Raw genomic sequence first — 24,906 nt, forward strand, 5'->3', positions numbered from 1 at the left:
TGCGACGGTGACCGTCTCGGCCGACGCGGACACCGGCGTCGCGGTCGTCACCCTCGACCGCCCCGGCCGGCTCAACGCCATCGACCTGCGGATGCGGGACGAGCTGCGCTCGGTCTGGCGCCGGCTGCGCTTCGACGGCACCGTGCGCGCCGTCGTCCTCACCGGCGCCGGCGAACGCGCCTTCTGCACCGGGCTGGACCGGGACGCGGTGGTGCCGCAGCCGGACTCGCCCTACATGACCGACGATCCGCTGCTGCGCGTCGGGCCCAAGTCCAACGACCTGTGGAAGCCGGTCGTCGCCGCCGTGCGGGGCATGGCCTGCGGGGGCGCCTTCTACCTCCTGGGCGAGGCGGACTTCGTCGTCGCCGACCCGACGGCCACCTTCTTCGACCCGCACACGTCGTACGGGATGGTCAGCGCCTACGAGTCGGTGCTGCTGGCGCAGCGGATGCCGTACGGGGAGGTCGCGCGGATGATGCTCATGGGGACCGCGGAACGGATCGGCGCCCGCCGCGCCCACGAGATCGGCCTGGTCTCCGAGGTCACCGAGCCCGGCGGAGCGCTGGCCGCGGCCACCGCGTGCGCCACGGTGATCGCCGGGTATCCCGCCGCGGGCGTACAGGGCACCGTACGGGCCCTGTGGGCCGCCCGGGAGGCCGCGCTCGCCGCCGGGTTCGCCCAGTCCCCACACCTGATCGCCCTGGGCAACCTGCCGCCCGGCCGACAGGCGGAACTCTTCAGCGCCCGCGCCCGGGACTTCCACGTTCGCTGACCCCGGCCGATCGACCGGCCGGACCCGTGGTCCGCAGGCCGGCCTGCCACACCTGCCGCAGCCGTCCCGCGCGCCCGGCGAAGGGCCGCGCGGGCGCCACGTACCCCGTTGGCACCGTCGCGTCACCAGGCGGCCGGCCGGGCCACGGGACGCCGGGCAGACCACCGGACCTGCCGGAACCTGCTGATGCGCCGCCGCCGGCACCCGGCGAGGGCCGCGGACCGTCGTCACCGGGGTCCTCAGAAGCCGGGCGACCGGTCAGGTGCCCGGCGGAGTGACGGCACTCGTCGCGACGGCGGGTGCTGGGGCCGAGGGGGTCGGAGGGTCTCGGGTGGCAGGTGGTGTGCACCGGGCGTAGCGTCTGGGGCGTGAGCGGTGACGACGCCACCGCGGACCCCCGCTCCCGGCAGCGACGGCCGCCGTCCGGAACTCCTTCCGTGCGCCCGGCACGACGGCCGTCCCCGGGCGCTGCCCGGTACCGCCACACAGGTTCCGCGCCGGGCCCGGCCGGGCACAGCCCGGCACCGCGTCACGCGGTCCGGGTGCTCGTCGCCGCCCCGCCCAGTACCCGGTCACGCGGTCCGCGCGTACCCGTCACCGCCCGGCCGGGCCCGGCACCGCGTCACGCGGTCCGCGTCCACCCGTCGCCGTCCCCGCCCCGGCCAGTACCGCGTCACGCGGTCCGCGCGTACCCTCCCGCCCGGCCGGGCCCGGTACCGCGTCACGTGGTGCGTGCCGTGCCCGTGCCCTTCTCCGCGTCCAGGGCGTACACGCACCGGTCCTTGCTGCAGGCGTACACCACCCCGTCCTTGACGACCGGGGAGCCGGTGATCTCGCCGCCGGTGGCCAGCTTCCAGCGCAGCCGTCCGTCGTCGGCCTTCAGGGTGTACAGCAGGTGGTCCGTCGAGCCGAAGTGGATGCGGCCCTCGGCCACCGCCGGGGCGCCCACGATGTCGCCGCCCGCCTGGAAGCGCCACTTGGGCGTGCCGGTGACGGCGTCCAGCGTGTAGAGCCCCTTGCCGCTGCCGACGTGCACGTGCCCGGCGGCCACCAGGACCGGCTCGGTCGACGTGCGTGACTCGGTGGCGATGCGCCAGCGGTCGCGTCCGTCGGTGGCGTCCAGGGCGTACACGGTGCCGAGGTAGTCGGCGAGGTAGATGCCGCCGCCGGTCACCGCGGGGCCCGGCGCGAAGGCGGGCGGGCAGAGGAAGACCGCAGGGGCCTCGAAGTGCCAGCGGACGTGCCCGCTCGCCACGTCCAGGGCCAGCACGCGGGTGCCGGCCGACACGTACACGTAGCCGTCCGGCGCGTGCGTCAGCCGCAGCGGCACGCCCCCGCAGGAGGCCGCGTCGCCGATCGGGTACGACCAGCGCTCGTCGCCGGTGCGCGCGTCGAGGGCGCGCAGCCGGGCGTCCTGCCAGACGTACACGGTGCCCTCGTGCACCGCGGGGCCGGCCTCCGGGGTCTCGAAGTCGGTCTGCGCCCCGCTGATCTCCCACAGCTTCTGCCCGTTGGAGGCCTCCCACGCCTGGACGCCGCCGCCCCGGGTGCCGGTGACGACGGTGCCGCGGTCGGCGTGCAGGGAGTACACCCAGGCGTCGGTGCTCAGCCGCCACAGGTCGGCGCCCTCCCGGCACTCCAGGGCGAACAGGGTCGGCCCGTCGGAGGCGTGGATACGGCCGTCCGCGACCGCCATCGACCAGGCGACGTCCCGCGTCTTGAAGCGGCGGCGGCCGGTGGCCACGTCGAGGGCGTGCACCTCGAAGGAGGTGACGTAGACGAGGTCGCCGAAGACGGACGGGGTCCCCCACACGTCGTTGGACATGCGGAAACGCCAGGGGCGCCAGCCGGCCGCGGTCTCCGGCGGCGCGGGCGGCGGCGCCGGCACGGCGGGGTCGGCGCCGCCCACGCCGGGGCGGGCCTTGGTCCAGGTGGCGGCCAGGGCGGCCTCCGGCGGCGGCGCCTTCACGGCGGCGGCGCGCACGTCGGAGACCCGCGGTCCGGGGCCGATGGGCACCGGGGCGCCGGCCAGCCGGACGGGGCCGGTGTCCGGGGCGCCGACCGGCGCCGGCACCACCGGGTCGTGCGGGGGCGGGGGCGGCACGGGGGCGACCCGGCCGCCGCCGCGTCCGGCGCCCGGTCCGGGCTTCACCGCCGGGCGGCCGCCTCGGCGGGTCTCGATCAGGCCGACCGCCCGCTCGGGCAGCCACGCGGACGCCGTGCCGCTGTCGTCGGAGCCGGAACCGAAGAGGTGGGGCGCGAGCTGGGCCTGGAGGTCGGCCGGGTTGGGCCGGGCGGTGGCGTCCATCTGCATGCAGGACTCGATGAGCGGGCGCAGCTCGTCCGGGAGGCCCTCCAGGTCCGGGCCCTCGCGCAGCAGCATGAAGACCGTCTCGACCGGGTTGGCGCCGTGGTAGGGCGGGTGCCCGGTGGCGGCGAAGACCAGCATCGAGCCGAGCGAGAACACGTCGCTCGCGCCGGTCACGCTCCGGGAGTCCTTGGCCTGCTCCGGGGACATGTAGGCGGGCGTGCCGACGGCGACGTTCGTCATCGTCAAACGGGTGTTCGAGACGCCGGAGGCGATACCGAAGTCGATCACCCGCGGGCCGTCCTCGACGACCAGGACGTTCGAGGGCTTGAGGTCGCGGTGGACGAGGCCGGCGCCGTGGATCGACTGGAGCGCCTCGGCGACGCCCGCGGCCAGCCAGCGCACCGCCTGGGCCGGGAGCGGCCCGCACTCGTTGACTATCTCCTCCAGGGAGGGCGCGGGGACGTACGCGGTGGCCAGCCACGGCACGGCCGCCCGGGGGTCGGCGTCGACGACGGCCGCCGTGTAGAAGCCGGAGACCGCCCGCGCGGCCTCCACCTCGCGCGTGAAGCGCACCCTGAACAGCTGGTCCTCGGCGAGCTCCGTGCGCACCGTCTTGATCGCCACGCGTCGGCCGGACGCCGAGCGCGCGAGATAGACCAGCCCCATGCCGCCGGCGCCCAGCCGTCCCAGCACCTCGAACGGCCCGATCCTCCGCGGATCGTGCTGCGTCAGCTGATCCACCACTTGCCTGCCACCTCCCCGTACGAGCCGCGCCACCGACATGTTCACGCGACCGAAGTGCAGCGTCTCACCACCGCACCGCCATGGCGGCACGCACCCCGATTCTTCCTGCCCGGGGCACTGGTTGCGAACCCGGGGTCGAAGCGGGGTGTCTCCCCCCATACCGGACGGAAATCCGCCGGTCAGCGTTGCAGCAGCGCGAACGACGCCCCCTGATTGTCGGTGACGACGGCGACCAGTCCGTACGAGGTGGAGAACGGCGGCGCCTGCACCCGCCCGCCGAGCCGGTGCACCGCCTCCAGCGCGGCCACGCAGTCCTCGACCGCGAAGTGGACGAGGAAGTGGGGCGGCATCTCGGCGGGGAAGACGTCGGAGACGGCGGCGCGGCCGAAGTCGGGCCGGGCGCCGGGCCCGAACAGGGCGTCGTGGAAGAGGCCGCCGTAGAAGCCGTTGGCGCGCTCGGTGTCGCGGGCGTACAGCTCCGCCCAGGCGAACGTGCCCGGCTCGTGCCGCCTGCCGAAACCGGCGTGGCGGCCCGGCTGCCACAGGCCGAACACGGCCCCCTCGGCATCGGTGACCAGCGCCGCCGTGCCCAGGTCGCCGACCGGGACGGGCACGACGACGACCTGCCCGCCGGCGTCCCGGACGCGGCGGGCGAGTGCTTCCGCGTCCGGGGTGGCGAAGTACACCGTCCAGACGGTGGGCATCCGCCCGTCGGTCTTGTGCGCGAGCGCGGCGACGGGGGCGCCGTCCTTCAGCGCCCAGGTGGACGCCCCGTACGACTCCTCGAAGGTCCACCCGAAGAGTTCACCGTAGAAGCGCTTGCCCGCCTCGACGTCGGGAAGCTGGGCGTCCACCCAGCACGGGACGCCCTCTGCGTATGCGGATGCCCTGTTTTCGGCCATGCGGCAAACGTAGCGGCGACGCACGCACCGCGCAGACCAGGCGCACCCGTCTCTTATCACCCGGGCACCCCATTTGCAGTCGGCCGAATCGCGCTCCCATCACCCCTCGGTAAGCTGACGACATGACAGGACAAGTGCGTACCGTCGACGGCCGCGTGGCCGGCCGGCGTGGGCAGGCGACCCGGCAGAAGCTGCTCGACTGCCTCAGCGAGATGCTCAGCTCCTCCCCCTACCGGGACGTCAAGGTCATCGATGTCGCCCGGAAGGCCGGTACGTCGCCCGCGACCTTTTACCAGTACTTCCCGGACGTCGAGGGCGCCGTCCTGGAGATCGCCGAGCAAATGGCCGCCGACGGGGCCGGATTGACCGAGCTGCTCGAGGGCCGCTCGTGGACCGGCAAGGCGGGCTGGCAGACCGCCCAGGAACTCGTCGACGGGTTTCTGGAGTTCTGGCGCAAGCACGACGCGATCCTGCGCGTCGTCGATCTCGGGGCGGCCGAGGGCGACAAGCGGTTCTACAAGATCCGCATGAAGATCCTGAACTCGGTGAACAACTCCCTCGCGGACGCCGTCGCCGGGCTGCAGGCCAAGGGCCGCGTCGACAAGGACGTGAACCCGGCCGCCGTGGCGGGTTCGCTGGTGGCGATGCTGGCGGCCGTGGCCTCGCACCAGAAGGGTTTCACCTCCTGGGGCGTCAAGCAGGCCGAACTGAAGCCCAACCTGGCGCTGTTGGTGCACCTGGGCGTGACCGGCCGGAAGCCGACGAGGTAGTTCCCGCGGTCTTCAGGTTTCCGAAGTTTCCCCAGATGCCGAAGTTCAAGAAGCTCCCGAAGTTCGGGAAGCTCCTGAAGTTCCGGAAGTTTCCAAAGTTTCCGAAGTTGTCAAAATTGCCATAGTTCTTCTGACGTCCTGTCCGGCAGGCGGCGGTTCACGGGAGTGAGCCGCCGCCTGCCTTGCTGTGCGGGCGCCCCACGACCCGCGGCTCGCGGCGCCGCGGGGAAGCGCGCTAAGCGTCCCGCCGGACGAGCCGGAACAGCCGGATCTCCCGCTCCACCCGCGCCTGGTACGCGGCGTACGGCGGCCACAGGGCCACTGCCGCCCGCCAGGCCGCCGCCCGCTCCTCACCCTCCAGCAGCAGCGCCGTCACCGGGATGTCCCGGCCCCGGAAGCTGATCTCGGCGTCCGGGTGGGCGAGGAGGTTGTGGGTCCAGGCCGGATGGCCGGGGCGGCCGAAGTTGGAGCCGACGAGGAGCCAGCCGCGCCCGCCTTCCTCCGGCACGCAGGCGAGCGGGGTGCGGCGGGGCAGGCCGCTGCGCGCGCCCCTCGCGGTCAGTACGACGCCCGGCAGCATCAGCGCGCTCAGCAGCACCCGGCCGCGGGTGAGCCGGTGGACGGCCCGGTCGAGCCGCGGGACGACGTGCGGGGCCACCCGGGCGAAGCCCCGGGTCGCGGACACCTTCTGCACGATCCGCTCGACGCTCACACCGTCACCCGCCCCTGCTCGTAACTCTGCTCGTGCCCCTGCTCGAAGAGGTGCGCCGCGTCGGCGGCGTGCGCCCGCAGCCGGTGCACCGGCCCGAACAGCAGCTCGTCGCCCCAGGCGCGCTTGAAGTACAGGTGCGCGTCGTCCTCCCAGGTGAAACCGATCCCGCCGTGCAGCTGGATCCCGTCGGCGGCCGCGGCGCGCAGCGCCTCCAGTCCCTGCGCGAGGGCGAGGGCGCCGGCCCGCTCCCCGTGCGCGGCGGCCCAGGCCGCGTAGTACGCCGCCGAGCGCGCCGCCTGGACCTTGACGTACACGTCGGCCAGCCGGTGCTTGACCGCCTGGAAGGAGCCGATGGCCCGGCCGAACTGCTCGCGCCGCTTCACGTACTCCACGGTCCGCTCCAGCGCCCGGTCGGCGGCTCCGACGGCCTCGCACGCCAGGACGGCCGCGGCGGCGTCGCCGACGGCGGCCAGGGCGGCGAGAACCGCGCCGCGCTCGTCCTCCGCGTCCCCGCCCAGCAGCTCCGCCGCCACGTCCCGCAGCTCCAGGCGGGCCTGCGGCCGGGTCGTGTCCAGGGCGGTCTGCCGTACCCGGACGAGCCCGCCGGCGTCCCCGCGCACCAGGAACAGCAGGGTGCGCGACCGGGCGAAGCCGCCGGTGTGCGCGGCGACCAGCAGCAGGCCGGCGCTGTGCCCGTCGAGCACCTGCTCGGCCTGCCCGTACAGCCGCCAGCTCTCCCCCGCCCGCCGGGCCTGCACACCCCCGGCCCGTCCGCCGCCGGCCCAGTCGCCGCCGTTGCCGCCGGTCAGCGCGAGCGCGGTGGCGAGGCGGGGGCCGGGCACCGCGAGGGCGGCGGTGAGCTCGCCGGAGGCGATGCGGGGCAGCAGCCGGGCGCGCTGGGCCGCGGTGCCGAGGGCGAGCAGCAGCGGCGCGGCGAGGACGGCGGTGGCCGTCAGCGGCGACGGCGCGAGCACCCGGCCGGTCTCCTCGCAGGCCAGGGCGAGCTCGGTGACCGTGCAGCCGGCCCCGCCGTGGGCCTCCGGGAGCGCGAGGCCGGGCAGGCCGAGCTGTGCGGCGAGGGCGGTCCACAGCAGCGGGTCGTGGCCCGCCGGGGTGTCGACGGCCGCGCGCAGCTCCGGTGACCGGCATCGCTTGCGGAGCAGTTCGCGCAGGGTGCGGCGGATGTCGTCCTGCTCGGCGGTGAACGTTGCGTCCATGACCCTTCCCTCCGCATCTGACGGTCCGTCATATTAGGAGGGCCGGACCCAGATGCCCAGGGGGAGGAGAACGCGGATGGCTCGCGGCAGCAGCCGGAACGTCGCCGTGGTGGGCGTGGCCCTCGCCGACTGCGGGCGGCTCGACGCCACCACCCCCTACGCCCTGCACGCGCAGGCGGCCCGCCGCGCGCTGGCGGACGCCGGGCTGGAGCGCCGCCATGTCGACGGGTTCGCCTCGGCGGGCCTGGGCACGCTCGCCCCCGTCGAGGTCGCCGAGTACCTGGGCCTGCGCCCGACCTGGGTCGACTCCACCTCCGTCGGCGGTTCCACCTGGGAGGTCATGGCCGCCCACGCGGCGGACGCGATCGCCGCGGGTCATGCGAACGCCGTCCTGCTGGCCTACGGCTCGACCGCCCGCGCCGACGTCCGCGCGGGCCGCCGGACCGGCGACCTCGCCTTCGGCTCGCGCGGCCCGCTGCAGTTCGAGGTCCCCTACGGCCACACACTGATCGCCAAGTACGCGATGGCGGCCCGCCGCCACATGATCGAACACGGCACGACGATCGAGCAGTTGGCGTCGGTCGCCGTGCAGGCGCGGGCCAACGCGGCCCTCAACCCGGAGGCGATGTTCCGGGACCCGATCACCGTGGACGAAGTGCTCTCCGGCCCGATGATCGCCGACCCGTTCACCAAGCTGCACTGCTGCCTCCGCTCCGACGGGGGCGCGGCGGTGCTGCTCGCCGCCGAGGAGTACGTACGGGACTGCCGCGGCGCCCCGGTGTGGGTGCTGGGCACCGGGGAGCACGTCTCGCACGCCGCGATGTCCGAGTGGCCCGACTTCACGGTCTCCCCGGCGGCGGTGAGCGGCCGGCTGGCGTTCGGGCGGGCGGGGGTGCGGCCGCGGGAGATGGATTTCGCCGAGATCTACGACGCGTTCACGTACATGACGCTGGTGACCCTGGAGGACCTCGGCTTCTGCGCGAAGGGCGAGGGCGGGGCGTTCGTGGGGAAGGACCGGCTCAGGGTGGAGGGCGGCGAGCTGCCGGTGAACACGGACGGGGGCGGCCTGTCGGCCCAGCACCCCGGCATGCGCGGCCTGTTCCTGCTGGTCGAGGCGGTACGGCAGCTCCGGGGCGAGGCGGGCGCCCGGCAGGTGCGCGCCCGCGACGGCGGCGTCCCCCGCCTGGGCGTGGCCTCCGGCACCGGGGGCTGGTTCTGCTCGTCGGGGACGGTGGTGCTGGGCCGGGACTGAGCCGGGACGCTCTCACGGATGTCATGGCGACGGGCATCACAGAGCCGCCGTTCGACAGCCAGGGCCGCTGCTCGATCTCTCAGCCAGTGCCGAGATACCGCCGGTCGCCGAGAAAGCCGACGACCCGGTCAGGCACTCGCGAGAGCGGAGTCGAAGTTAACGCTTGCATTAACATGGGGCTCGTGGCTCAATGGGAAGTGGTCCTCGTCGCGGAGGTCGCGGCGTGGTTCGAGGCGCTGGCTGCCGGAGGACTGGGACAGCGCCGAACAGGTGGAAGACGCCATCGACATGCTGGCGGCCGTGGGCCCGACGCTCGGTCGTCCGCTGGTTGACCGGATCAAGGGTGCCGAGAACCATCGTTTGAAGGAACTGAGACCGGGTTCGTCCGGGACCAGCGAGATTCGGATCCTCTTCGCTTTTGATCCGGTGCGCCGGGCCGTGCTGCTGGTGGCCGGCGACAAGGCCGGAAACTGGCAGCGCTGGTACGACGTCAACATCCCGATCGCCGAGGAGCGCTACCGGGCGCACGTGACTGATCTTGAAACCAGGGAGTACGAATGAGCACAGTCAGCTGGGAGGAGACCAAGCGCAAGGCACGTGAGCGGCGCGAGGCCGCTGGACTGCCGGTGCGTTCGACTCAGGAGAAGCAGGCAGCCATGGACAGGCTGACCGCGGAGGTGCGCGCTCACAAGCTGGCGGAGGTCCGACGCGAACAGGCGCTGACCCAGCGCCAGGTCGCCGCTTCCATGGGAGTCTCGGCACCTCGCGTCTCCGCGATCGAGCACGGCGAGCTGGACCGGGCCGAGGTGGCGACACTCCGAGCTTATGTGGAAGCGCTGGGTGGCCGGCTGCGTATAGTCGCGGACTTCGGAGACGCCGAATACACCGTGGCCTGAGCCCGAGGGCACGCACCGGCGCTGTAGTCGGCATTTGCGGTCAGGTGGTGACGGCGACTGGGGCACATTCGACTGAGCCGGGTCACCGGGTCACGGTGACCGTGGCCCGGTTGTCGGACGGGTCGGGGTCGTGGCGGCCGGTCCGCGGCCTGGCGTCGCGCAGGCGCACGCTGCCGGTTCCCGGCTCGCCCAGGCTCACTGCCCTTCGCGGCGAGCGGCACGACACCCCGGGTGCCCGCCAGGCCGAGGCCGGTGCCCGTGACGTCGCAGGTGACATGGGTGGCACCGCCCGCGCAGTCCGGGCCGCTCCCGTCCAGCCGGACGACGCCCTCGGACCCCGGCGCGACGTCCACGGTCAGCCGCCCGGTGCCGGGACGGGCGTACGGGCTGCCGCCGTCGACCGACAGCGGGAACCGCTTCTCGCCGCCGTGCGCGCGAAGGTAGAAGACGTCGGGCGCGGAGAGCGCCATCGGCTCGCTGCCACCGCACGCGGTGAGGGTCCCCAGCAGAAGGACCCCGGCGAGCAGATGCCCCGACGCCGCCCGGCCGGTTCGTTCGTGTCGCAGCTCCCCCGCCCCCTCTCGACGCCCCCGGAGTCCAACGTACTGCCGTACTGCCGGACTGCCGGACGAGGGCGCGGGGGGGCGCTGTCGCGGCGGCGGGTGATACTCGGCGTATGGCATCGGATCTTCACGGGCTGCTGAGGTCGCTGCGGGTTTGGGACCCGGAGGTCACCGAGTTGCGGCCGTTCGACCCGGCGGCCGCGCCCGCGGAGCCCCTGGCGCTGTTCACGGAGTGGTTCGCGGAGGCGGTGGCGGCCGGGCAGGCCGAGCCGCACACGATGTCGCTGGCGACGTCGGACGCGGAGGGCCGCCCGGACGTGCGGATCGTGATGCTGCACGGCGCGGACGCGGACGGCTGGTCGTTCGCGACCCACGCGACCAGCCGCAAGGGCGGACACCTGGCGGCCCGGCCGTACGCGGCGCTCACCTTCTACTGGCCGGTGCTGGGCCGCCAGGTGCGGGTGCGCGGCCCGGTCACCGCCGCGCCGGCCGAGGAGTCCCAGGGCGACCTGCACGCCCGCTCGACGGGCGCCTTGGCCGCCGCGCTGACCGGTCGCCAGAGCGAAGTCCTGGGCTCGGTGGAGGAGTTGGCGCGGGCGTCGGAGGCGGCGTGGGACCGGGCCCAGCGTGAGCCGGACGCGCCGGTGCCGACCTGGACCCTGTACCACCTGCGCCCGGACTCCGCGGAGTTCTTCCAGGGCGACGAACGCCGCCGCCACGTCCGCCTCAACTATCGCCGCACGCAGGCAGGTTGGGTGCAGGAGCTGCTGTGGCCGTGAGCCGGATCCAGGCGTCCCGGTCAGACGGGCACGACGAGGAGCGTGCTGTCCAAGCCCTTGAAGTCCGCTGCATTGCGCGTGAAAAGCGGCATGCCCCTCACTGAGGCGATCGCAGCGATCATCAGATCCACGCGGCGCGGACGAGGGTCTCTGCCGGCCGTGATGGTCAGTGCGACGAGGGTGCCGTACCTGGAGGCAGCGTCTCCGTCGAACGGCAGAGGCTCGAAGTCGGCGACCGCAGCACCGAGCTTCTCCATGCGCGCCGCCCGCGCGGCCGGGTCCCTCGCCATAGCCACCCCTTGCTGCAGTTCCGCGAACGTGACGGCGGTCAGTTCGGGCATGAGCGGAAGGCTCTGCGGGCTGAGCAGGTCCAGATCGATGTAGGCGCACGTGTCAAGAACGCCCGCAGGGTGCCGGTCAGCCACGCGAGCGCTCCCATGGATCGTCGTCGAGACGCTCCTCGCTGCCGAAGAACTCGTCGGCCTCGGCACGCATCTGCGCGTGGTCCACCCGCGGCAGCCTCTTGTGCTTGGCCACGAGTTCGTCGGCGCTGAGCCGGCGTCGACGCGCCAGCGGACGCAGTTCGGCGACCTCTATGCCGTTGCGGGTGATGTGGTAGGTCTCTCCCGCCTCGACCGCGTCCATGACCGCGGCGGAGTGATTCCGGAACTCGCGCTGCGTGATCGTCCTCATAGACCCAGTGTAGCCTCATGTAGCCCGTCGTGTCTCATGGCGCTACGGCAACGGCGTCCGTCGCCAGACGGCCATGCAGGTGGACGTCCCGGAAGGCGTCGCGGCGGTTCGCCTCGAACATCGCGCCGCGCAGGGTGCCCTCGTAGCGGAAGCCGCAGCGTTCGGCGACGCGGCAGGAGGCGTCGTGGCCGACGGCGTGGCCGAGTTCGAGGCGGTGCAGGCCGAAGCCGGTCAGGGCCCAGCGGGCGGCCACGGTGAGGGCGCCGGTGGCGACGCCCCGCCCGCGGGCCTCGGGCAGCACCCAGTAGCCGACGCGGGCGATGGGCATCGCGGGGTGGACGACTTCGACGCTGATGTGGCCGAGCAGTGTGCCGGTCTCCGCGTCGGTGACGCAGTACGACGCCGCACTGCCCTCCGCCGCGGCCTGCGTCTTGGCGCGCAGCGACTCACGGGCGCTGTCGACGTCCGTGACCGCTCTGAGGGGGGTGTTCCAGCGCACGAAATCCGGGTCGGTGAGCCCGCGCAGCCAGGCGGCGACGTCGGTGTCGGAGTCCGGGTCCCACGGGCGCAGCAGGAGACCGTGGCCGCGCAGGGCGGGAAACGGGCCGGTGAAAGGCTGGGCGGTGTGCTGGTCGGCGCGGTGCTGGTCGGCGTGGTGCATCCGCCCATTCAATCCGCTGCGGCCGCCCCGCGCGGCCGGAATATCGGTACGCCGTCCCGGAACACGGCCTCCAGGTCCAGGCCGGCCCGCAGTTCGTCCGCCGCGCACTCGACGACCTCGGTCATCATCCGCGGCCCTTCGGCGAGGTCGACGACGGCGGCGACGTAGGGCGTGCGGGCACCGAAGGGCGGCAGGTCGTTGCGGTGGACGACGGACCAGGTGTAGAGCACCGCGCGGCCGCTCGCCGGTTCCCAGGTCACGTCCTCGCTCCAGCAGTGCGGGCAGAACTCGCGCGGGTAGTGGTGGGCCCGCCCGCACGCCCCGCAGCGGCGGATCAGCAGCCTGCCCCCGGCCGCCGCGTCCCAGTACGTCCGCGTGAACGGGTCTGCCTCCGGGACGTCGAAGCGGGCGGCCGTCACCGGAACAGTCCCAGCGCGCTGTCGACGGACCAGGTCTGCCAGGACATGCCGAACAACGCGACGGCGGAGATCAGCGCCATCATCACGTTCTGCCCCTGCTCGGCCCAGTCGTGGATCATGAGCGTGAAGTAGAGCGCGTTGAGGGCCAGGCCGCCGGCCAGCGCGACCGGGGTGAGGAAGCCGGCGACCAGTCCGAGCCCCAGGGCCAGCTCCGCGTACACGACGACGTACGCCATGGTCCGCGGCCGCGGGGCGACCACGGCGTCGAAGCCGGTCCGCACGGCGCTCCAGCGGTGCCGCGCGGCGACGTCCGCGGCCCAGGCGATGCCGGTGCCGCGCTCGAACCAGCCCTTCTTGTCCTTGTGCCGCCAGCTCTCCAGCCACCACAGGCCGAGTCCGACGCGCAGCACGGCCAGCCACTCGGCGCCGTCGAGCCAGATCGTGTCCATGGATCTGACGGTACGTCAGATCGGGCTTTCCGAGAAGCCGTTGGATCCCCTTGGGGGTCTGTATCCCGCCTGTGAATCTGTGCATCGGCCATGAATGCGCGCAGATTGTTGGCAATCTTGTCCACACTGTCGCTACCTTCGCAGGCGCAAGCAGACGCAAGCAGACGTAAGCAGGCGCAAGCCCAGCCATCGAGGGAGTCGAGAATCGTGAAGCACAGGGCAGTCAAGCGCAGGACCGTCGTGATGGGCATCGGCGCCACCGCGGGCGTCGCCGCGGTCGGCGGCGTCACCCTCAGCGCCCAGGCGTCGAGCGGCACGGGGTCGTCGTCCTCCTCGGGCGCCCTGGTCTTCGACCCGGACGCCTACACCGAGCTGACCACCACCGTCACCGACACCGACGGCGACGAGCACCAGGTGACCTACCGCTTCTGGAAGGCCCTCACCTACGTAGCCCGGCCGGTCGACGAGAAGTACCAGTCGCTGAACGTCAGCGTGCCGGTGGAGGTCGACGGCAAGGCGGTCGACGCCACCGACGCGCCGATCCTCTTCGCGAACTCCGTCGGCGGTTACATGCCGTCCTCGGTCGCCGACGCGACCGGGATCGGCGGCGGGGGCATGGGCGGGGGCGGCATGCCCGGCGGCGGCCCCTCCGGCAGCGCCGCGCCCAGCCCCTCGGCCTCCGACACGAGCGGCAACGGCAACGCCAACGGCAACACCAACGCCACCGGCGGCGCCCTGGACACCAACCAGAAGCTGGCCCTGCTCGCCGGGTACGTCGTCGTCGAGCCCGGCGCCCGCGGCCGTACCCTCACGAACTCCGCCGGCGAGTACTACGGCACCGCTCCCGCCGCGATCGTCGACCTGAAGGCAGCGGTGCGGTACGTGAAGGCCAACAGGGGCCGCATCCCCGGCGACGTCGACCGGATCGTGTCCGCGGGCACCAGCGCGGGCGGCGCGCTGTCGGCGCTGCTGGGCGCCTCCGGCGACAGCCCGGCCTACGCGAAGTACCTGAAGGAGCTGGGCGCGGCGGACGCCTCCGACGCGGTGTTCGCGGTCGGCGCGTGGTGCCCGATCACGGACCTGGAGCACGCCGACGGCGCCTACGAGTGGAACTGGGGCGCCAACGGCCTGAGCACCGGCGAGCAGGTCGACCGGGCGGTGTCCAAGGCGCTGACCGCGCAGTTCGCCGAGTACCAGGCGGGGCTGCGGCTGCGCGGCCTGAACGGCCAAGGCCCGCTCACCGCCCGCAACTACGACGACTACCTGGTCGAGCAGTACCTGCGGCCGTCCGCCACGACGTACCTCGCCGCCCTGTCGGACGCCGACCGCGAGGCCTACCTGGCCGCCAACCCCTTCATCACCTGGAAGAACGGCAAGGCCTCCTTCACCTGGGAGGACTTCCTCGCGCACGTGGGCGCCCGGAAGAAGAACACGCCGGCCTTCGACGCGTTCGACCTGTCCACGGGCGAGAACAACGAGTTCGGCGCGGGCACCACCGAGGCCCGCCACTTCACGGCGTACGGCGCGAAGAACGACACCACGGGCCTGAGCACCAAGCGCGTCGCGAGCGACATCCCCGAGAAGCTGAACCTGATGAACCCGATGCACCACCTCGTGGAGAAGGTCAACGCCGGCCGGGCCCGGCGCTGGTGGATCCGCCTGGGCACCAAGGACTCCGACACCTCGCTCACGGTCTCCGCGAACCTCGCCGCCGCCGCGCACGCCCTCGGCGACGACGTGAACCACCTCTACTACTGGGACCAGGGCCACGGCGCGAACACCGACCCGGGCGACTTCATCGCCTGGATCGCCAAGGTGACCGGCCACAAGGCTCGGTAGACGGCGACCGGGTGGGACGTACCGGATCCCCGGAACGGCCACAATCACGTGAAGTACGCCACACGTCCCACCCGCTCCTCCCCCACACGTGATCAATCCGCAACCAATTCCGGTCTTGACCGAGACCCAACAAACTGATGCGTGGTTACGCTCGCGCTCATGGCCGACTCCACACCGATCGCAAGCCCCGCGGGTCACCCCGTCTACGTCGTCGGCGGCGGGCCCGGCGGGCTCTCCGTCGCGTACGCGCTGCGCGCGCGGGGCGTCCGTGCCGTCGTGCTGGAGAAGTCCGACCGGGTCGGGGCGTCCTGGCGGCGCCACTACGACCGTCTGCACCTGCACACCACCCGGCGTCTGTCCGCGCTGCCGGGGCTGCCGATGCCGCGCCGGTTCGGGCGCTGGGTGTCCCGCGACGACGTGGTGCGCTACCTGGAGAAGTACGCCGAGCACCACGAGCTGGAGATCGTCACCGGCGTCGAGGTGTCCCGGATCGAGCGCGCCCCTGACGGCGCCGGCTGGCTGCTGCACGCCACCGGCGGGCGCGAGCTGACCGGCGCGGCGGTGGTCGTCGCCACCGGCTTCAACCACACCCCGCGCATCCCCGCCTGGCCCGGCCGCGAGACGTACGGCGGGGAGCTGCTGCACGCGTCGCGGTACCGCAACGCCGAGCCGTACGCCGGCCGGGACGTCCTCGTCGTCGGCTCCGGCAACACCGGCGCCGAGATCGCCGTCGACCTGACGGAGGGCGGCGCCTCGCGGGTGCGGCTGTCCGTGCGGACGGCCCCGCACATCGTGCGCCGCTCGACGGCCGGCTGGCCCACCCAGTACACCAGCGTGCTGGTACGGCGGCTGCCGACCGGGCTGGTCGACCGGCTGGCCCGGCCGGTGGCGAAGCTGAGCGTGCCGGACCTGACGGCGCGGGGGCTGCCGCGTCCGGACACCGGTCTCTACAGCAGGGTCAAGCAGGGGGCGATCCCGATTCTGGACGTCGGTCTCGTCGACGCCGTGCGCAAGGGGCGCGTCGAGGTGGTGGCCGCCGTCGACTCCTTCGAGGGGGACGAGGTCGTCCTCGCCGACGGTACCCGCGTCACGCCGGACGCCGTGATCGCCGCCACCGGGTACGTCCGCGCCCTGGAGGGCATCGTCGGCCACCTCGGCGTGCTCGACGCGCGCGGCAGGCCGGTGACGCACGGCGGCCGCTGCCCCGAGAACGCGCCCGGCCTGTACTTCACCGGCTTCACCAACCCCATCAGCGGCATGTTCCGCGAGATGGCCCTCGACGCCGTCAAGATCGCCAAGGCCGTCACCCGGACCGCCGGCGCCCGCGCCTCCCGACTGCCGTCCTGACAACGCCCCGGACAGGGGTGGATCAGCGGGCCGGGATCGGCTGGGTGAGGTTCAGCGGGTTGCCATCGGGGTCCTGGACGTGGGCGACGCGCTGTCCCCACGGCATGTCGTTGGGGCCGCCGCGGACCGAGCCGCCCAGCGCCTCCACCCGGCCGAGCATCTCGTCGACGTCGTCGACACCGATGCTGAGCAGGATCCGCGGTGCCGCCCCGGTCTCCGGGTCCGCATCGGCCACCAGCCCGAGGTCGGTGTCGCCGATGCGCAGGCCGACGTAGAAGACCGGGCCTTCGGCCGGCACCCGGAGGATCTCCTCGGCGCCGAACAATTCCGTGTAGAAGCCGAGCAGGACGTCGTGGTCGGCAGTGATGATCACCGGCTGGATGGTGGACATGGCGCTCCTGTCGAGAACGGTAGTGACGTTGGACAGACCGTTCGAGGACGGTGAACTCATCGGCGGAACCGGCGTCCGGGGCGCCCCGCGGCGGGGCCCCCGGTGCCGCCATGGCACTGAAGCCCAACTCTCCTACGTGCGGCTTTCCTTACTCCTGAGTCAGATGTTGGCGCAGAGCTGTACCGCGCCGTCGCGCCGGGCCAGAATGTGAGCGCTGTTCACCTTTTGGGTTCCGGCTCCACCCACCTCTCGCTCATGACGGAGGACGCACGTGGCACGTGAAAGACAGCTTCCCCGGCTCTCCCTGCTCTCCCGGCGCTCCCTGCTCGGCGGTGCCGCCGCGGCGGCGGGCGCCGTCACCCTCACCGGCACCGCGGCCGTCGGCACGGCGTCCGCGGCCGGCCGGGACGTGGACGTCTGCGTCGTCGGCGGCGGCCTCGCCGGGCTGACCGCGGCCCGCGACCTGGTGGCCGGCGGCAGCACCGTCGCCGTCCTGGAGGCCCGCGACCGGGTCGGCGGCCGGATCGTGGGCCTGCCCCTGCCGGGCGGCGGTGTCACGGAGGGCGGCGCGGAGTTCATCGGCCCCACCCAGGACCGCATCAAGGCGCTGGCCGACTCGCTGGGCGTGGCGACCTTCCCCACCTACAACACCGGCAAGAACCTGCTGTACAAGGACGGCACGAAGACGCCCTACGCCACCGACGGGCTGCTCGGCGCGGTCCCGCCCGTGGACGCGGCCGGACTCGCCAACGCCGCGATCGTGCAGGCCGCGCTCGACGACATGGCCAAGAAGGTGCCGATCGACGCGCCGTGGACCGCGCCCAAGGCCGCCGAGTGGGACCGGCAGACCTTCGAGAGCTGGCTGAACGCCAACGCCGTCGTCCCGTCCGCCAAGTTCCTCCTCGACGTGGCGACCACGTCGATCTTCTCGGCGCAGCCCCGCGAGCTGTCCCTGCTCTACGTCCTGTACTACATCGCCGCCGCCGGCAACGAGTCCACCGCCGGCACCCTGGAGCGCCTCACCGACACCGCGAAGGGCGCCCAGGAGTCCCGTTTCGTGGGCGGCTCCCAGCAGGTGCCGGTGAAGCTGGCCGCCACCCTCGGCGACCGGGTGGTGCTGAGCGCGCCGGTGCGCTCGATCGCGCGGTCGGGCGCCCGGTACGTGGTGACCGCGGACGGGATCACGGTGACCGCGAAGAAGGTCGTCGTCGCGCTGCCGCCGCCGCTGGCCGCCCGCATCGCCTACGACCCGCTGCTGCCGGCCGCCCGCGACCAGCTCACCCAGCGGATGCCGATGGGCTCGATCGGCAAGGCCATCGCCGTCTACGACACCCCCTTCTGGCGCGCCGCCGGCCTCAACGGCCAGGTCGTCAGCGACTCGGGCGTGGTCCGCTCGACGTTCGACAACTCGCCCCCCGACGCCTCCTACGGCGCCCTGATGGGCTTCATCGAGGCCGACGAGATGCGGGCGTACGACGCGGCGAGCGTGGACGAGGTCAAGGCGGCCGTGCTGAAGGACTACGCCGTCTACTTCGGCGACAAGGCCAAGTCGCCCACCGCCTTCGTGCTCCAGCGCTGGGACAACGAGGGCTTCTCGCGCGGCGGCCCGGTCGCCTACGCGCCGCCCGGGGTGCTGACGGAGTACGGGGCCGCGCTGCGGGAGCCGGCCGGCGGCATCCACTGGGCGGGGACCGAGACCTCCACGTACTGGACCGGGTTCATGGACGGCGCGGTGCGCTCGGGCGAGCGGGTGGCCAAGGAGGTGCTGGCGGCGCTGTGAGGCCCGGCCGGGCGTGAGCGGGGACGGCGGGCGTGAGCACGGGCCGGCCGGACACTGCGCGGAACGGCGGGGCCGCACCCGGGACGGCAGCGCCCGCGCCTGGGGGCGGGAGGGCTCGCAGCAGGACGGCAGGGCTCGGAGCGGGACGGCGGGGCTCGGAGCGGGACGGCGGGGCACGAACGCGGAGTCGCCGGACTGAGCCGGGGACGGCGGGCACGAGCGCGGAGCCGCCGGACTGAGCCGGGGACGGGTGGGCCCGGAGCGAGGCGACAAGGCTCGGAGCGGGACAGCCGGGCGCGAGCGCGGAGCTGCGGGCCTGAGCCGGGGACGGCGGAGCCCGATCCGGGGACCGGAGGCGTGAACGGAGCCCGCGCCCGGAACCGGAGGCGTGAACGGAGCCCACCGGGCCCGAGCCGGGGCCGCCAGGCCCAGGCCGGGGACGGCCGGGCGCGGGCGCCGGGCAGTCGGGCCCGCGTCGGCGAGAGCGCGGCCCGGCAAGGAACGCCGGGCTTTGCCTGCACGGCCGTTCCTGACACGGCGTCAGTTCAGTAATCTGACAGAGCGTCAGTTATTGCTGTCACACAGGAGCGGGCGGACAGATGCTTGGATCGACCCACGGCACCCTCACCACCGACTCCCGCCGGGCCCGGGTCATCGCCTGCGGCGAGCAGCCCGGACCCGCCGTCCACGGCCGGCCGGCCGAGGCGGACGACCTCGACGTCAGCGGCCGGCCCCTGTACGCGGGCGTCCCCGACCTGGACCGCTTCTTCCGCCCCGAGTCCGTCGCCGTGATCGGCGCCTCGGACGCCGAGGGGCGGCCCAACACCGGCATCACCCGGCAGCTGGTGGGCTGGACCGAGCGGGTGGGCGCCCGGCTGCACCCGGTGCATCCGCGCCGCCCGTCCGTGTTCGGCATCCCCTGCTCCGCGTCCGTCGCCGACCTGCCCGAACAGGTCGACGTCGCCGTGGTGCTGGTCGCCGACCCGCTCCCCGTGGTCGAGCAACTCGCTGCGGCCAAGGCCAGGTTCGCGGTCGTCTTCGCCTCCGGGTTCGCCGAGACCGGCGCGCGGGGCGCGGCCGCGCAGGAGCGCCTGGCCGCCGCCGTCGCGCAGTCCGGCATGCGGCTGCTGGGGCCCAACACCAACCTCAACGCCTTCGAACGGTTCCGGGACGACCTCGACGGCCCCGCCATCGCGCTGATCACCCAGTCCGGGCACCAGGGCCGCCCCGTCTTCGCGCTCCAGGAACTCGGCATCCGGCTCTCCCACTGGGCGCCCACCGGCAACGAGGCCGACCTGGAGACCGCCGACTTCGTCTCCTACTTCGCCGAGCGGCCCGAGGTCGGCGCCATCGCCGCCTACGTCGAGGGCCTGAAGGACGGCCGTTCCTTCCTGCTCGCCGCCGACCGGGCCGCCCGGCGCGGGGTGCCGGTGGTCGCCGTCAAGGTGGGCCGCACCGAGGCCGGCGCCCGCACGGCCGCCTCGCACACCGGCAAGCTGACCGGCGCGGACGCGGTGGTGGACGCGGCGATGCGGCAGTTCGGCGTGATCCGGGTGGACGGCCTCGACGAACTCCAGGACACCGCCGCCCTGCTGGCCCGGGCCCGGCCGCCCCGCGCCGACGGCGTCGTCGTCTGCTCCATCTCCGGCGGCACCGGCGCGCACGTCGCCGACCTGGCGGCCGCCGCCGGGCTCAGGCTGCCGGTGCTGTCCGAGGCCCGGCAGGCCGAGCTGCACCAGTGGATCCCCGACTACCTGAACGTGGCCAACCCCGTGGACAACGGCGGCCACCCCGTCGGCGACCACCGCGGACGGAAGATCATCGACGCGCTCCTCGCCGACCCCGAGGTGGGGGTGCTGATCTGCCCGGTCACCGGGCCGTTCCCGCCGCTCAGCGACAAGCTGGTGCGGGACCTGGTGGACGCGGCCGAGGAGACGGACAAGCTGGTGTGCGTGGTGTGGGGGTCGCCGGTCGGCACCGAGCCGGCGTACCGGGAGGTGCTGCTCGGCTCCTCCCGGGTGGCGACCTTCCGCACCGTCGCCAACTGCGTCAGCGCGGTGCGCGCCTACCTCGGCCACCACCGCTTCACCGCCGGCTACCGCTCCCCCTTCGACGCGGCCCCGCGCACCCCGTCGCCGTCCTTCCGCAAGGCGCGGGCGCTGCTGCGGCCCGGCGAGCAGCTCAGCGAGCACGCGGCCAAGCAGCTGCTGCGGGCGTACGGCATCCGGGTGCCGCGCGAGCAGCTGGTGACCAGCGCGGCGGCGGCCGTACGGGCGGCCGGGCTGGTCGGCTACCCGGTGGTGATGAAGGCGTCCGGCGCGCGGATCGCGCACAAGACGGAGCTCGGCCTGGTCAAGATCGGGCTCACCTCGGCCAGCCAGGTCCGGGACGCCTACCGCGAGCTGACCGACATCGCCCGCTACGAGGGCGTCGCGCTGGACGGCGTACTGGTGTGCCAGATGGTGGAGCGGGGCGTCGAGATGGTCGTCGGCGTCACGCACGACGAGCTGTTCGGGCCGACCGTGACGGTCGGGCTGGGCGGCGTGCTGGTCGAGGTGTTGCGCGACGCGGCCGTGCGGGTGCCGCCGTTCGGGGAGGAGCAGGCCCGGGAGATGCTCGACGAGCTGCGCGGGCGGGCCCTGCTCGACGGGGTGCGCGGGCGTCCCCCGGCCGACCTCGACGCGCTGGTGGAGGTGGTCCTGCGGGTGCAGCGGATGGCGCTGGAGCTCGGTGACGACATCGCGGAGCTCGACGTCAACCCGCTGATGGTGCTGGAACGCGGGCAGGGCGCGGTGGCCCTCGACGCGCTGGTGGTGTGCCGTTGAGCGCCCCGGTACGGCACGAGGTGCACGGGCAGGTCGCCCACCTCACCCTCGACCGGCCCGAGGCCCTCAACGCCCTCACGCCCGAGGCGCGCGACCGCGTCGTCGCGCTGCTGGACGACGCCTCCGCCGACCCCGCCGTACGGGCCGTCGTCCTCACCGGCGCCGGGCCCGGCTTCTGCGCGGGGGCGGACCTGCGCGGCGGCACGGCGGACGGCGAGCGGCTCCCCGGCGACGTCGCCCGCGTCCTGCGGCTGGGCGCGCAGCGCCTGATCTCCGCGGTGCTGGACTGCGAGAAGCCGGTGATCGCCGCCGTCAACGGCACGGCGGCCGGGCTCGGCGCCCATCTGGCGTTCGCCTGCGACCTGGTGCTGGCCGCGGAGTCGGCGCGGTTCATCGAGGTGTTCGTGCGCCGGGGACTGGTCCCGGACGGCGGGGGCGCCTACCTGCTGCCCCGTCTGATCGGCCCGCAGCGGGCCAAGGAGCTGATGTTCTTCGGCGACGCGCTCAGCGCCACCGACGCCGCACGCCTCGGCCTGGTCAACCGGGTCGTCCCCGACGGCGAGCTGGACGCGACGGCCCGCGCCTGGGCCGCCCGCCTCGCCGCCGGACCGACCCGCGCGCTCGCCCTGACCAAGCAGCTCGTCAACGCCTCCCTGGACGCCGACCGCGCCTCCGCCTTCGCCGCCGAGGCCGCCGCGCAGGAGATCAACATGACCACGCGGGACGCGCGGGAAGGCGTACGGAGCTTCGTGGAGCGCAGAACCCCCGAGTACCGGGGGCGTTGAGGGGGCGCCGACCCTTCCCATCTGACGTGCCGTCAGCTTCAATGGCCGGTGTGATGGGACACGCAGGGGCGGCCGCGGCCGCCGTCCGCTACCTCCGGTCGGCCGGGGCTCCGGCCCCCGTGGAGGCGCTGCCGCGCCCCGAGCTGCGCTGCGTCCGCGAGGACGAACGCGCGCCGGTGGACCCGGCCGCGTTCCGCCGCGTCCTCGGGCACTTCGCGACGGGCGTGACCGTGATCACCGCCCCCGCCGCCGACGGCGAGGACGGCCCGGCCGGCTTCGCCTGCCAGTCCTTCTCGTCCCTCTCCCTGGACCCGCCGCTGGTCGCCTTCATGGTCGGCCGCGCGTCGACGACCTGGCCGCGCATCGCCCGCGCGGGCGTCTTCTGCGTCAACGTCCTCGCCGCCCAGCAGGCCGGCCTGTGCCGCGCCTTCGCGGTGAGCGGCGCGGACAAGTTCGCGGGCGTGCCGTACGACGCGGCCCCCTTCTCCGGCTCCCCGCGCCTGCCGGACACCCTGGCCTGGATCGACTGCGCCGTCCACGCGGTCCACACCGGCGGCGACCACCTGATCGTGGTGGGCCGGGTGGAGACCCTGGGGACGGACGACGGGGACGGCGCGCCGTTGCTGTTCCACCGGGGACGGTTCCTGTGACCGGGCACGCACGCCCGTGATCCGTGGCGCATCATCGAAAGCGCCCGCGGCAGGCATCCCGAAAGGCCCGGAACGCCATGCGCTTCACCGCTGAGTCGTCATCCGAAGGCGTCCGCGAACAGCTCTTCCGCCTCGGCGACGTCCCTGGCGTGTTGTGGACTCCGCGAGGCGCCGACGGGATCCGCCCCCTGATCGCGATGGGGCACGGCGGCGGTCAGCACAAGAAGGCCCCCGACATCGTGGACCGTGCGCGCCGTTTGGTGGCCGAGTGCGGTTTCGCGGTGGTGGCGGTCGACGCGCCCAGCCACGGCGACCGGCCGGAACACGAGGAGTTCACCCGGATCGCGACCGAGTACGAGGCCCGGCTCGACGCCGGTGAGGAACCGGCCCCGCTGATCGCCGGCTTCCAGGCGCTCATTGCCCGCGAGATCGTGCCGGAATGGCAGACGGTCCTCGACGCGGTCCAGCAGCTCGGTCATGTCGGCAGTGGCCCGGTCGGCTACTGGGGTGTGTCGCTGGGCTGCGTGATCGGTGTCCCGCTCATCGCCGCCGAGCCCCGGGTCCGGGCGGCCGTGCTGGGCCTGGGCGGTGCCGAGGTGCCGGCCGAGACCGCCGCCCGGATCACCGTCCCGGTGGAGTTCCTCGTGCAGTGGGACGATGAGCGAGTGCCCCGGAGCCGGAGCCTGGCACTGTTCGACGCCTTCGCCTCGGCCGAGAAGACCCTGCACGCCAACCCCGGCAAGCACGGTGAGGTCCCGGCCTTCGAGACGGACAGCATGCTCCGGTTCTTCGCCCGGCACCTCGGGGCTAGGACGGCACGGCCGCGAGTTCTGCCGCCGGGGTGATCGGCCGGCGGCGGATCACCAGGGCCATCAGGGCCGCCGCCGCGCACAGGGCGCCCGAGGCGTACCAGACCATGTCGTAGGAGCCGAAGACGTCGCGGGCGACGCCGCCGAGGAAGGCCACCAGGGCGGCGCCGACCTGGTGGGAGGCGAGGACCCAGCCGAAGACGATCGCGCTGTCGTCGCCGTAGTGGGCGCGGCACAGGGCGATGGTGGGCGGGACGGTGGCGACCCAGTCGAGGCCGTAGAAGACGATGAAGAACAGCATCGGCGGATGCACCGACGGGGCCAGCAGCATCGGCAGGAACAGCAGCGAGACGCCGCGCAGGGCGTAGTACACCGCGAGCAGGCGGCGCGGCTCGAAGCGGTCGGTGAACCAGCCGGAGGCGATCGTGCCGACGACGTCGAACACGCCGATCACCGCCAGCAGCGAGGCCGCCGCCGTGACCGGCATCCCGTGGTCGTGGGCGGCGGGCACGAAGTGGGTCTGGACCAGGCCGTTGGTGGACGCGCCGCAGATCGCGAAGGTGCCGGCGAGCAGCCAGAAGGTGCCGGTGCGGACGGCCCTGGACAGCACGGCGACCGCGCGGCGGGCGGCGCCGGGGACCGGCGGCGGCTTGGGCACGAAGGCGGTCGCGCCGTACGGCGCCAGCCCCACGTCGGCCGGGTGGTCGCGCAGCAGCAGCCAGACGAACGGCACGACCGCGAGCGCGGCGAGGGCCACCGTGACGGCCGCCGGGCGCCAGTCGTGCGTCTCGACGATCCAGGACAGCAGCGGCAGGAAGATCAGCTGCCCGGACGCCGACGCGGCGGTGAGGATGCCGGTGACCAGGCCGCGGCGCTCGGTGAACCAGCGGTTGGTGACCGTGGCGGCGAACGCCAGCGCCATCGAGCCGGTGCCGAGACCCACCAGCAGACCCCAGCACAGCAGCAGCTGCCAGGCCGCCGTCATCCACACGGTCAGGCCCGAACCGACCGCGATCACGGTGAGAGCGGCCGCGACCACCCGCCGGATGCCGAAGCGGTCCATCAGCGCCGCCGCGAACGGGGCGGTGAGGCCGTACAGCGCGAGGTTGACGGAGACGGCGGCGCCGATCGTGCCGCGCGACCAGCCGAACTCCTGGTGCAGCGGGTCGATGAGCAGTCCGGGGAGCGAGCGGAAGGCCGCCGCCCCGATGATCGTCACGAAGGTGACGGCGGCGACGAACCACGCACGGTGGACTCGCGGCTTCCGGGGCGGGCGGGCTTCCTCCAGGGCGGCTGCGGCTGCGGCGGCTGCGGCTTCGGTTGTCTGGCTCACGCAACAG

At 73.7% G+C, this 24,906-nt stretch carries 23 protein-coding genes and 1 pseudogene; 13 read left to right on the forward strand and 11 right to left on the reverse strand.

The window, feature by feature from the left end; genetic code table 11:
• Nucleotides 1-7: 7 nt before the first annotated feature.
• Nucleotides 8-772: an enoyl-CoA hydratase/isomerase family protein gene (locus tag ACZ5GT_RS17705; RefSeq protein WP_469023948.1), complete on the forward strand. Its 765-nt coding sequence runs from the start codon at nt 8-10 to the stop codon at nt 770-772.
• A 721-nt stretch (nt 773-1,493) separates the two neighbouring features.
• Here ACZ5GT_RS17705 and ACZ5GT_RS17710 read toward each other — a convergent pair.
• Both ACZ5GT_RS17710 and kbpA read right to left on the reverse strand, forming a co-directional pair.
• Entirely contained in the window at nt 1,494-3,827 is a 2,334-nt protein-coding gene (locus ACZ5GT_RS17710; RefSeq protein WP_469023951.1) for an outer membrane protein assembly factor BamB family protein, read from the reverse strand.
• 179 nt (nt 3,828-4,006) lie between these two features.
• The gene (gene kbpA, locus ACZ5GT_RS17715; protein WP_469023957.1) at nt 4,007-4,729 is read right to left on the reverse strand and encodes an AfsK-binding protein KbpA; all 723 of its coding nucleotides are present in this window, start codon (nt 4,727-4,729) and stop codon (nt 4,007-4,009) included.
• 134 nt (nt 4,730-4,863) lie between these two features.
• On the opposite strand from kbpA, the gene ACZ5GT_RS17720 reads away from it, so the two are divergent.
• Nucleotides 4,864-5,499, forward strand: coding sequence for a TetR family transcriptional regulator (locus tag ACZ5GT_RS17720; protein WP_469024243.1), 636 nt, complete (start codon nt 4,864-4,866; stop codon nt 5,497-5,499).
• 235 nt (nt 5,500-5,734) lie between these two features.
• On the opposite strand, the gene ACZ5GT_RS17725 is transcribed toward ACZ5GT_RS17720, so the two are convergent.
• Entirely contained in the window at nt 5,735-6,211 is a 477-nt protein-coding gene (locus ACZ5GT_RS17725) for a nitroreductase family deazaflavin-dependent oxidoreductase (RefSeq protein ID WP_469023964.1), read from the reverse strand.
• On the reverse strand, nt 6,208-7,428 hold the full coding sequence (locus tag ACZ5GT_RS17730) for an acyl-CoA dehydrogenase family protein (protein ID WP_469023971.1): 1,221 nt from the start codon (nt 7,426-7,428) through the stop codon (nt 6,208-6,210). Before ACZ5GT_RS17730 ends, ACZ5GT_RS17725 begins: the two co-directional genes overlap by 4 nt.
• Before the next feature lie 76 nt (nt 7,429-7,504).
• Here ACZ5GT_RS17730 and ACZ5GT_RS17735 point away from each other — a divergent pair, with 76 nt between their 5' ends.
• From ACZ5GT_RS17735 to ACZ5GT_RS17750, 4 genes and pseudogenes are all read left to right on the forward strand, one after another.
• Nucleotides 7,505-8,680 (forward strand): thiolase C-terminal domain-containing protein, encoded by a 1,176-nt coding sequence (locus ACZ5GT_RS17735; protein WP_469023977.1) that lies wholly within the window; start codon nt 7,505-7,507, stop codon nt 8,678-8,680.
• Nucleotides 8,681-8,853: 173 nt separating this feature from the next.
• Nucleotides 8,854-9,241, forward strand: a pseudogene (locus ACZ5GT_RS17740) (type II toxin-antitoxin system RelE/ParE family toxin).
• Nucleotides 9,238-9,576, forward strand: a complete 339-nt coding sequence (locus ACZ5GT_RS17745) for an XRE family transcriptional regulator (protein WP_469023983.1) — start codon at nt 9,238-9,240, stop codon at nt 9,574-9,576. Before ACZ5GT_RS17740 ends, ACZ5GT_RS17745 begins: the two are co-directional and overlap by 4 nt.
• 676 nt (nt 9,577-10,252) lie before the next feature.
• Nucleotides 10,253-10,918 (forward strand): pyridoxine/pyridoxamine 5'-phosphate oxidase, encoded by a 666-nt coding sequence (locus tag ACZ5GT_RS17750; RefSeq protein WP_469023989.1) that lies wholly within the window; start codon nt 10,253-10,255, stop codon nt 10,916-10,918.
• Between the two features lie 20 nt (nt 10,919-10,938).
• Here the strand turns inward: ACZ5GT_RS17750 and ACZ5GT_RS17755 are convergent, their stop codons facing one another.
• The 5 genes from ACZ5GT_RS17755 to ACZ5GT_RS17775 form a co-directional block, all read right to left on the reverse strand.
• Nucleotides 10,939-11,259 (reverse strand): PIN domain-containing protein, encoded by a 321-nt coding sequence (locus ACZ5GT_RS17755; RefSeq protein ID WP_469023995.1) that lies wholly within the window; start codon nt 11,257-11,259, stop codon nt 10,939-10,941.
• Nucleotides 11,260-11,335: 76 nt separating this feature from the next.
• The gene (locus ACZ5GT_RS17760; protein WP_469024000.1) at nt 11,336-11,611 is read right to left on the reverse strand and encodes a type II toxin-antitoxin system Phd/YefM family antitoxin; all 276 of its coding nucleotides are present in this window, start codon (nt 11,609-11,611) and stop codon (nt 11,336-11,338) included.
• Between the two features lie 34 nt (nt 11,612-11,645).
• Nucleotides 11,646-12,272, reverse strand: a complete 627-nt coding sequence (locus ACZ5GT_RS17765; protein WP_469024008.1) for a GNAT family N-acetyltransferase — start codon at nt 12,270-12,272, stop codon at nt 11,646-11,648.
• A gap of 8 nt (nt 12,273-12,280) precedes the next feature.
• Nucleotides 12,281-12,691, reverse strand: coding sequence for a Zn-ribbon domain-containing OB-fold protein (locus tag ACZ5GT_RS17770; protein WP_469024013.1), 411 nt, complete (start codon nt 12,689-12,691; stop codon nt 12,281-12,283).
• Nucleotides 12,688-13,140: a DoxX family protein gene (locus ACZ5GT_RS17775; RefSeq protein WP_469024019.1), complete on the reverse strand. Its 453-nt coding sequence runs from the start codon at nt 13,138-13,140 to the stop codon at nt 12,688-12,690. The genes ACZ5GT_RS17770 and ACZ5GT_RS17775 overlap by 4 nt, the downstream gene beginning before the upstream one ends.
• 243 nt (nt 13,141-13,383) lie before the next feature.
• Between ACZ5GT_RS17775 and ACZ5GT_RS17780 the strand changes: the two genes are divergently transcribed.
• A complete protein-coding gene (locus tag ACZ5GT_RS17780) occupies nt 13,384-14,979 on the forward strand; it encodes a subtype B tannase (protein WP_469024246.1) in 1,596 nt (531 codons plus the stop codon).
• A gap of 159 nt (nt 14,980-15,138) precedes the next feature.
• Nucleotides 15,139-16,326 carry a flavin-containing monooxygenase gene (locus ACZ5GT_RS17785; RefSeq protein ID WP_469024026.1) on the forward strand — a complete coding sequence of 396 codons (1,188 nt, stop codon included), beginning with the start codon at nt 15,139-15,141 and terminating at the stop codon, nt 16,324-16,326.
• A 22-nt stretch (nt 16,327-16,348) separates the two neighbouring features.
• On the opposite strand, the gene ACZ5GT_RS17790 is transcribed toward ACZ5GT_RS17785, so the two are convergent.
• Entirely contained in the window at nt 16,349-16,717 is a 369-nt protein-coding gene (locus ACZ5GT_RS17790; RefSeq protein WP_469024029.1) for a VOC family protein, read from the reverse strand.
• A gap of 271 nt (nt 16,718-16,988) precedes the next feature.
• Between ACZ5GT_RS17790 and ACZ5GT_RS17795 the strand changes: the two genes are divergently transcribed.
• From ACZ5GT_RS17795 to ACZ5GT_RS17815, 5 genes are all read left to right on the forward strand, one after another.
• The gene (locus ACZ5GT_RS17795) at nt 16,989-18,497 is read left to right on the forward strand and encodes a flavin monoamine oxidase family protein (RefSeq protein ID WP_469024034.1); all 1,509 of its coding nucleotides are present in this window, start codon (nt 16,989-16,991) and stop codon (nt 18,495-18,497) included.
• Nucleotides 18,498-19,096: 599 nt separating this feature from the next.
• Nucleotides 19,097-21,322, forward strand: coding sequence for an acetate--CoA ligase family protein (locus ACZ5GT_RS17800; protein WP_469024039.1), 2,226 nt, complete (start codon nt 19,097-19,099; stop codon nt 21,320-21,322).
• Nucleotides 21,313-22,107: an enoyl-CoA hydratase/isomerase family protein gene (locus tag ACZ5GT_RS17805; RefSeq protein ID WP_469024042.1), complete on the forward strand. Its 795-nt coding sequence runs from the start codon at nt 21,313-21,315 to the stop codon at nt 22,105-22,107. The genes ACZ5GT_RS17800 and ACZ5GT_RS17805 overlap by 10 nt, the downstream gene beginning before the upstream one ends.
• A gap of 53 nt (nt 22,108-22,160) precedes the next feature.
• Entirely contained in the window at nt 22,161-22,757 is a 597-nt protein-coding gene (locus ACZ5GT_RS17810; protein ID WP_469024249.1) for a flavin reductase family protein, read from the forward strand.
• 77 nt (nt 22,758-22,834) lie between these two features.
• On the forward strand, nt 22,835-23,602 hold the full coding sequence (locus tag ACZ5GT_RS17815; protein ID WP_469024048.1) for a dienelactone hydrolase family protein: 768 nt from the start codon (nt 22,835-22,837) through the stop codon (nt 23,600-23,602).
• Here ACZ5GT_RS17815 and ACZ5GT_RS17820 read toward each other — a convergent pair.
• Nucleotides 23,565-24,899, reverse strand: a complete 1,335-nt coding sequence (locus tag ACZ5GT_RS17820; RefSeq protein WP_469024052.1) for an MFS transporter — start codon at nt 24,897-24,899, stop codon at nt 23,565-23,567. The two genes, ACZ5GT_RS17815 and ACZ5GT_RS17820, sit on opposite strands and share 38 nt — an antisense overlap.
• Between the last annotated feature and the right edge of the window lie 7 nt (nt 24,900-24,906).

This window comes from Streptomyces sp. NPDC031340 (assembly GCF_055569945.1).

What these genes read in the sequence shown, in the direction of transcription:
- kbpA (WP_469023957.1), bottom strand. Translation starts at nt 4,729, where the DNA reads ATGGCCGAAAACAGGGCATCCGCATACGCAGAGGGCGTCCCGTGCTGG.
- ACZ5GT_RS17730 (WP_469023971.1), bottom strand. Translation starts at nt 7,428, where the DNA reads ATGGACGCAACGTTCACCGCCGAGCAGGACGACATCCGCCGCACCCTG.
- ACZ5GT_RS17735 (WP_469023977.1), top strand. Translation starts at nt 7,505, where the DNA reads ATGGCTCGCGGCAGCAGCCGGAACGTCGCCGTGGTGGGCGTGGCCCTC.
- ACZ5GT_RS17745 (WP_469023983.1), top strand. Translation starts at nt 9,238, where the DNA reads ATGAGCACAGTCAGCTGGGAGGAGACCAAGCGCAAGGCACGTGAGCGG.
- ACZ5GT_RS17750 (WP_469023989.1), top strand. Translation starts at nt 10,253, where the DNA reads ATGGCATCGGATCTTCACGGGCTGCTGAGGTCGCTGCGGGTTTGGGAC.
- ACZ5GT_RS17755 (WP_469023995.1), bottom strand. Translation starts at nt 11,259, where the DNA reads ATGCCCGAACTGACCGCCGTCACGTTCGCGGAACTGCAGCAAGGGGTG.
- ACZ5GT_RS17760 (WP_469024000.1), bottom strand. Translation starts at nt 11,611, where the DNA reads ATGAGGACGATCACGCAGCGCGAGTTCCGGAATCACTCCGCCGCGGTC.
- ACZ5GT_RS17765 (WP_469024008.1), bottom strand. Translation starts at nt 12,272, where the DNA reads ATGCACCACGCCGACCAGCACCGCGCCGACCAGCACACCGCCCAGCCT.
- ACZ5GT_RS17775 (WP_469024019.1), bottom strand. Translation starts at nt 13,140, where the DNA reads ATGGACACGATCTGGCTCGACGGCGCCGAGTGGCTGGCCGTGCTGCGC.
- ACZ5GT_RS17780 (WP_469024246.1), top strand. Translation starts at nt 13,384, where the DNA reads ATGGGCATCGGCGCCACCGCGGGCGTCGCCGCGGTCGGCGGCGTCACC.
- ACZ5GT_RS17785 (WP_469024026.1), top strand. Translation starts at nt 15,139, where the DNA reads ATGGCCGACTCCACACCGATCGCAAGCCCCGCGGGTCACCCCGTCTAC.
- ACZ5GT_RS17790 (WP_469024029.1), bottom strand. Translation starts at nt 16,717, where the DNA reads ATGTCCACCATCCAGCCGGTGATCATCACTGCCGACCACGACGTCCTG.
- ACZ5GT_RS17800 (WP_469024039.1), top strand. Translation starts at nt 19,097, where the DNA reads ATGCTTGGATCGACCCACGGCACCCTCACCACCGACTCCCGCCGGGCC.
- ACZ5GT_RS17810 (WP_469024249.1), top strand. Translation starts at nt 22,161, where the DNA reads ATGGGACACGCAGGGGCGGCCGCGGCCGCCGTCCGCTACCTCCGGTCG.
- ACZ5GT_RS17815 (WP_469024048.1), top strand. Translation starts at nt 22,835, where the DNA reads ATGCGCTTCACCGCTGAGTCGTCATCCGAAGGCGTCCGCGAACAGCTC.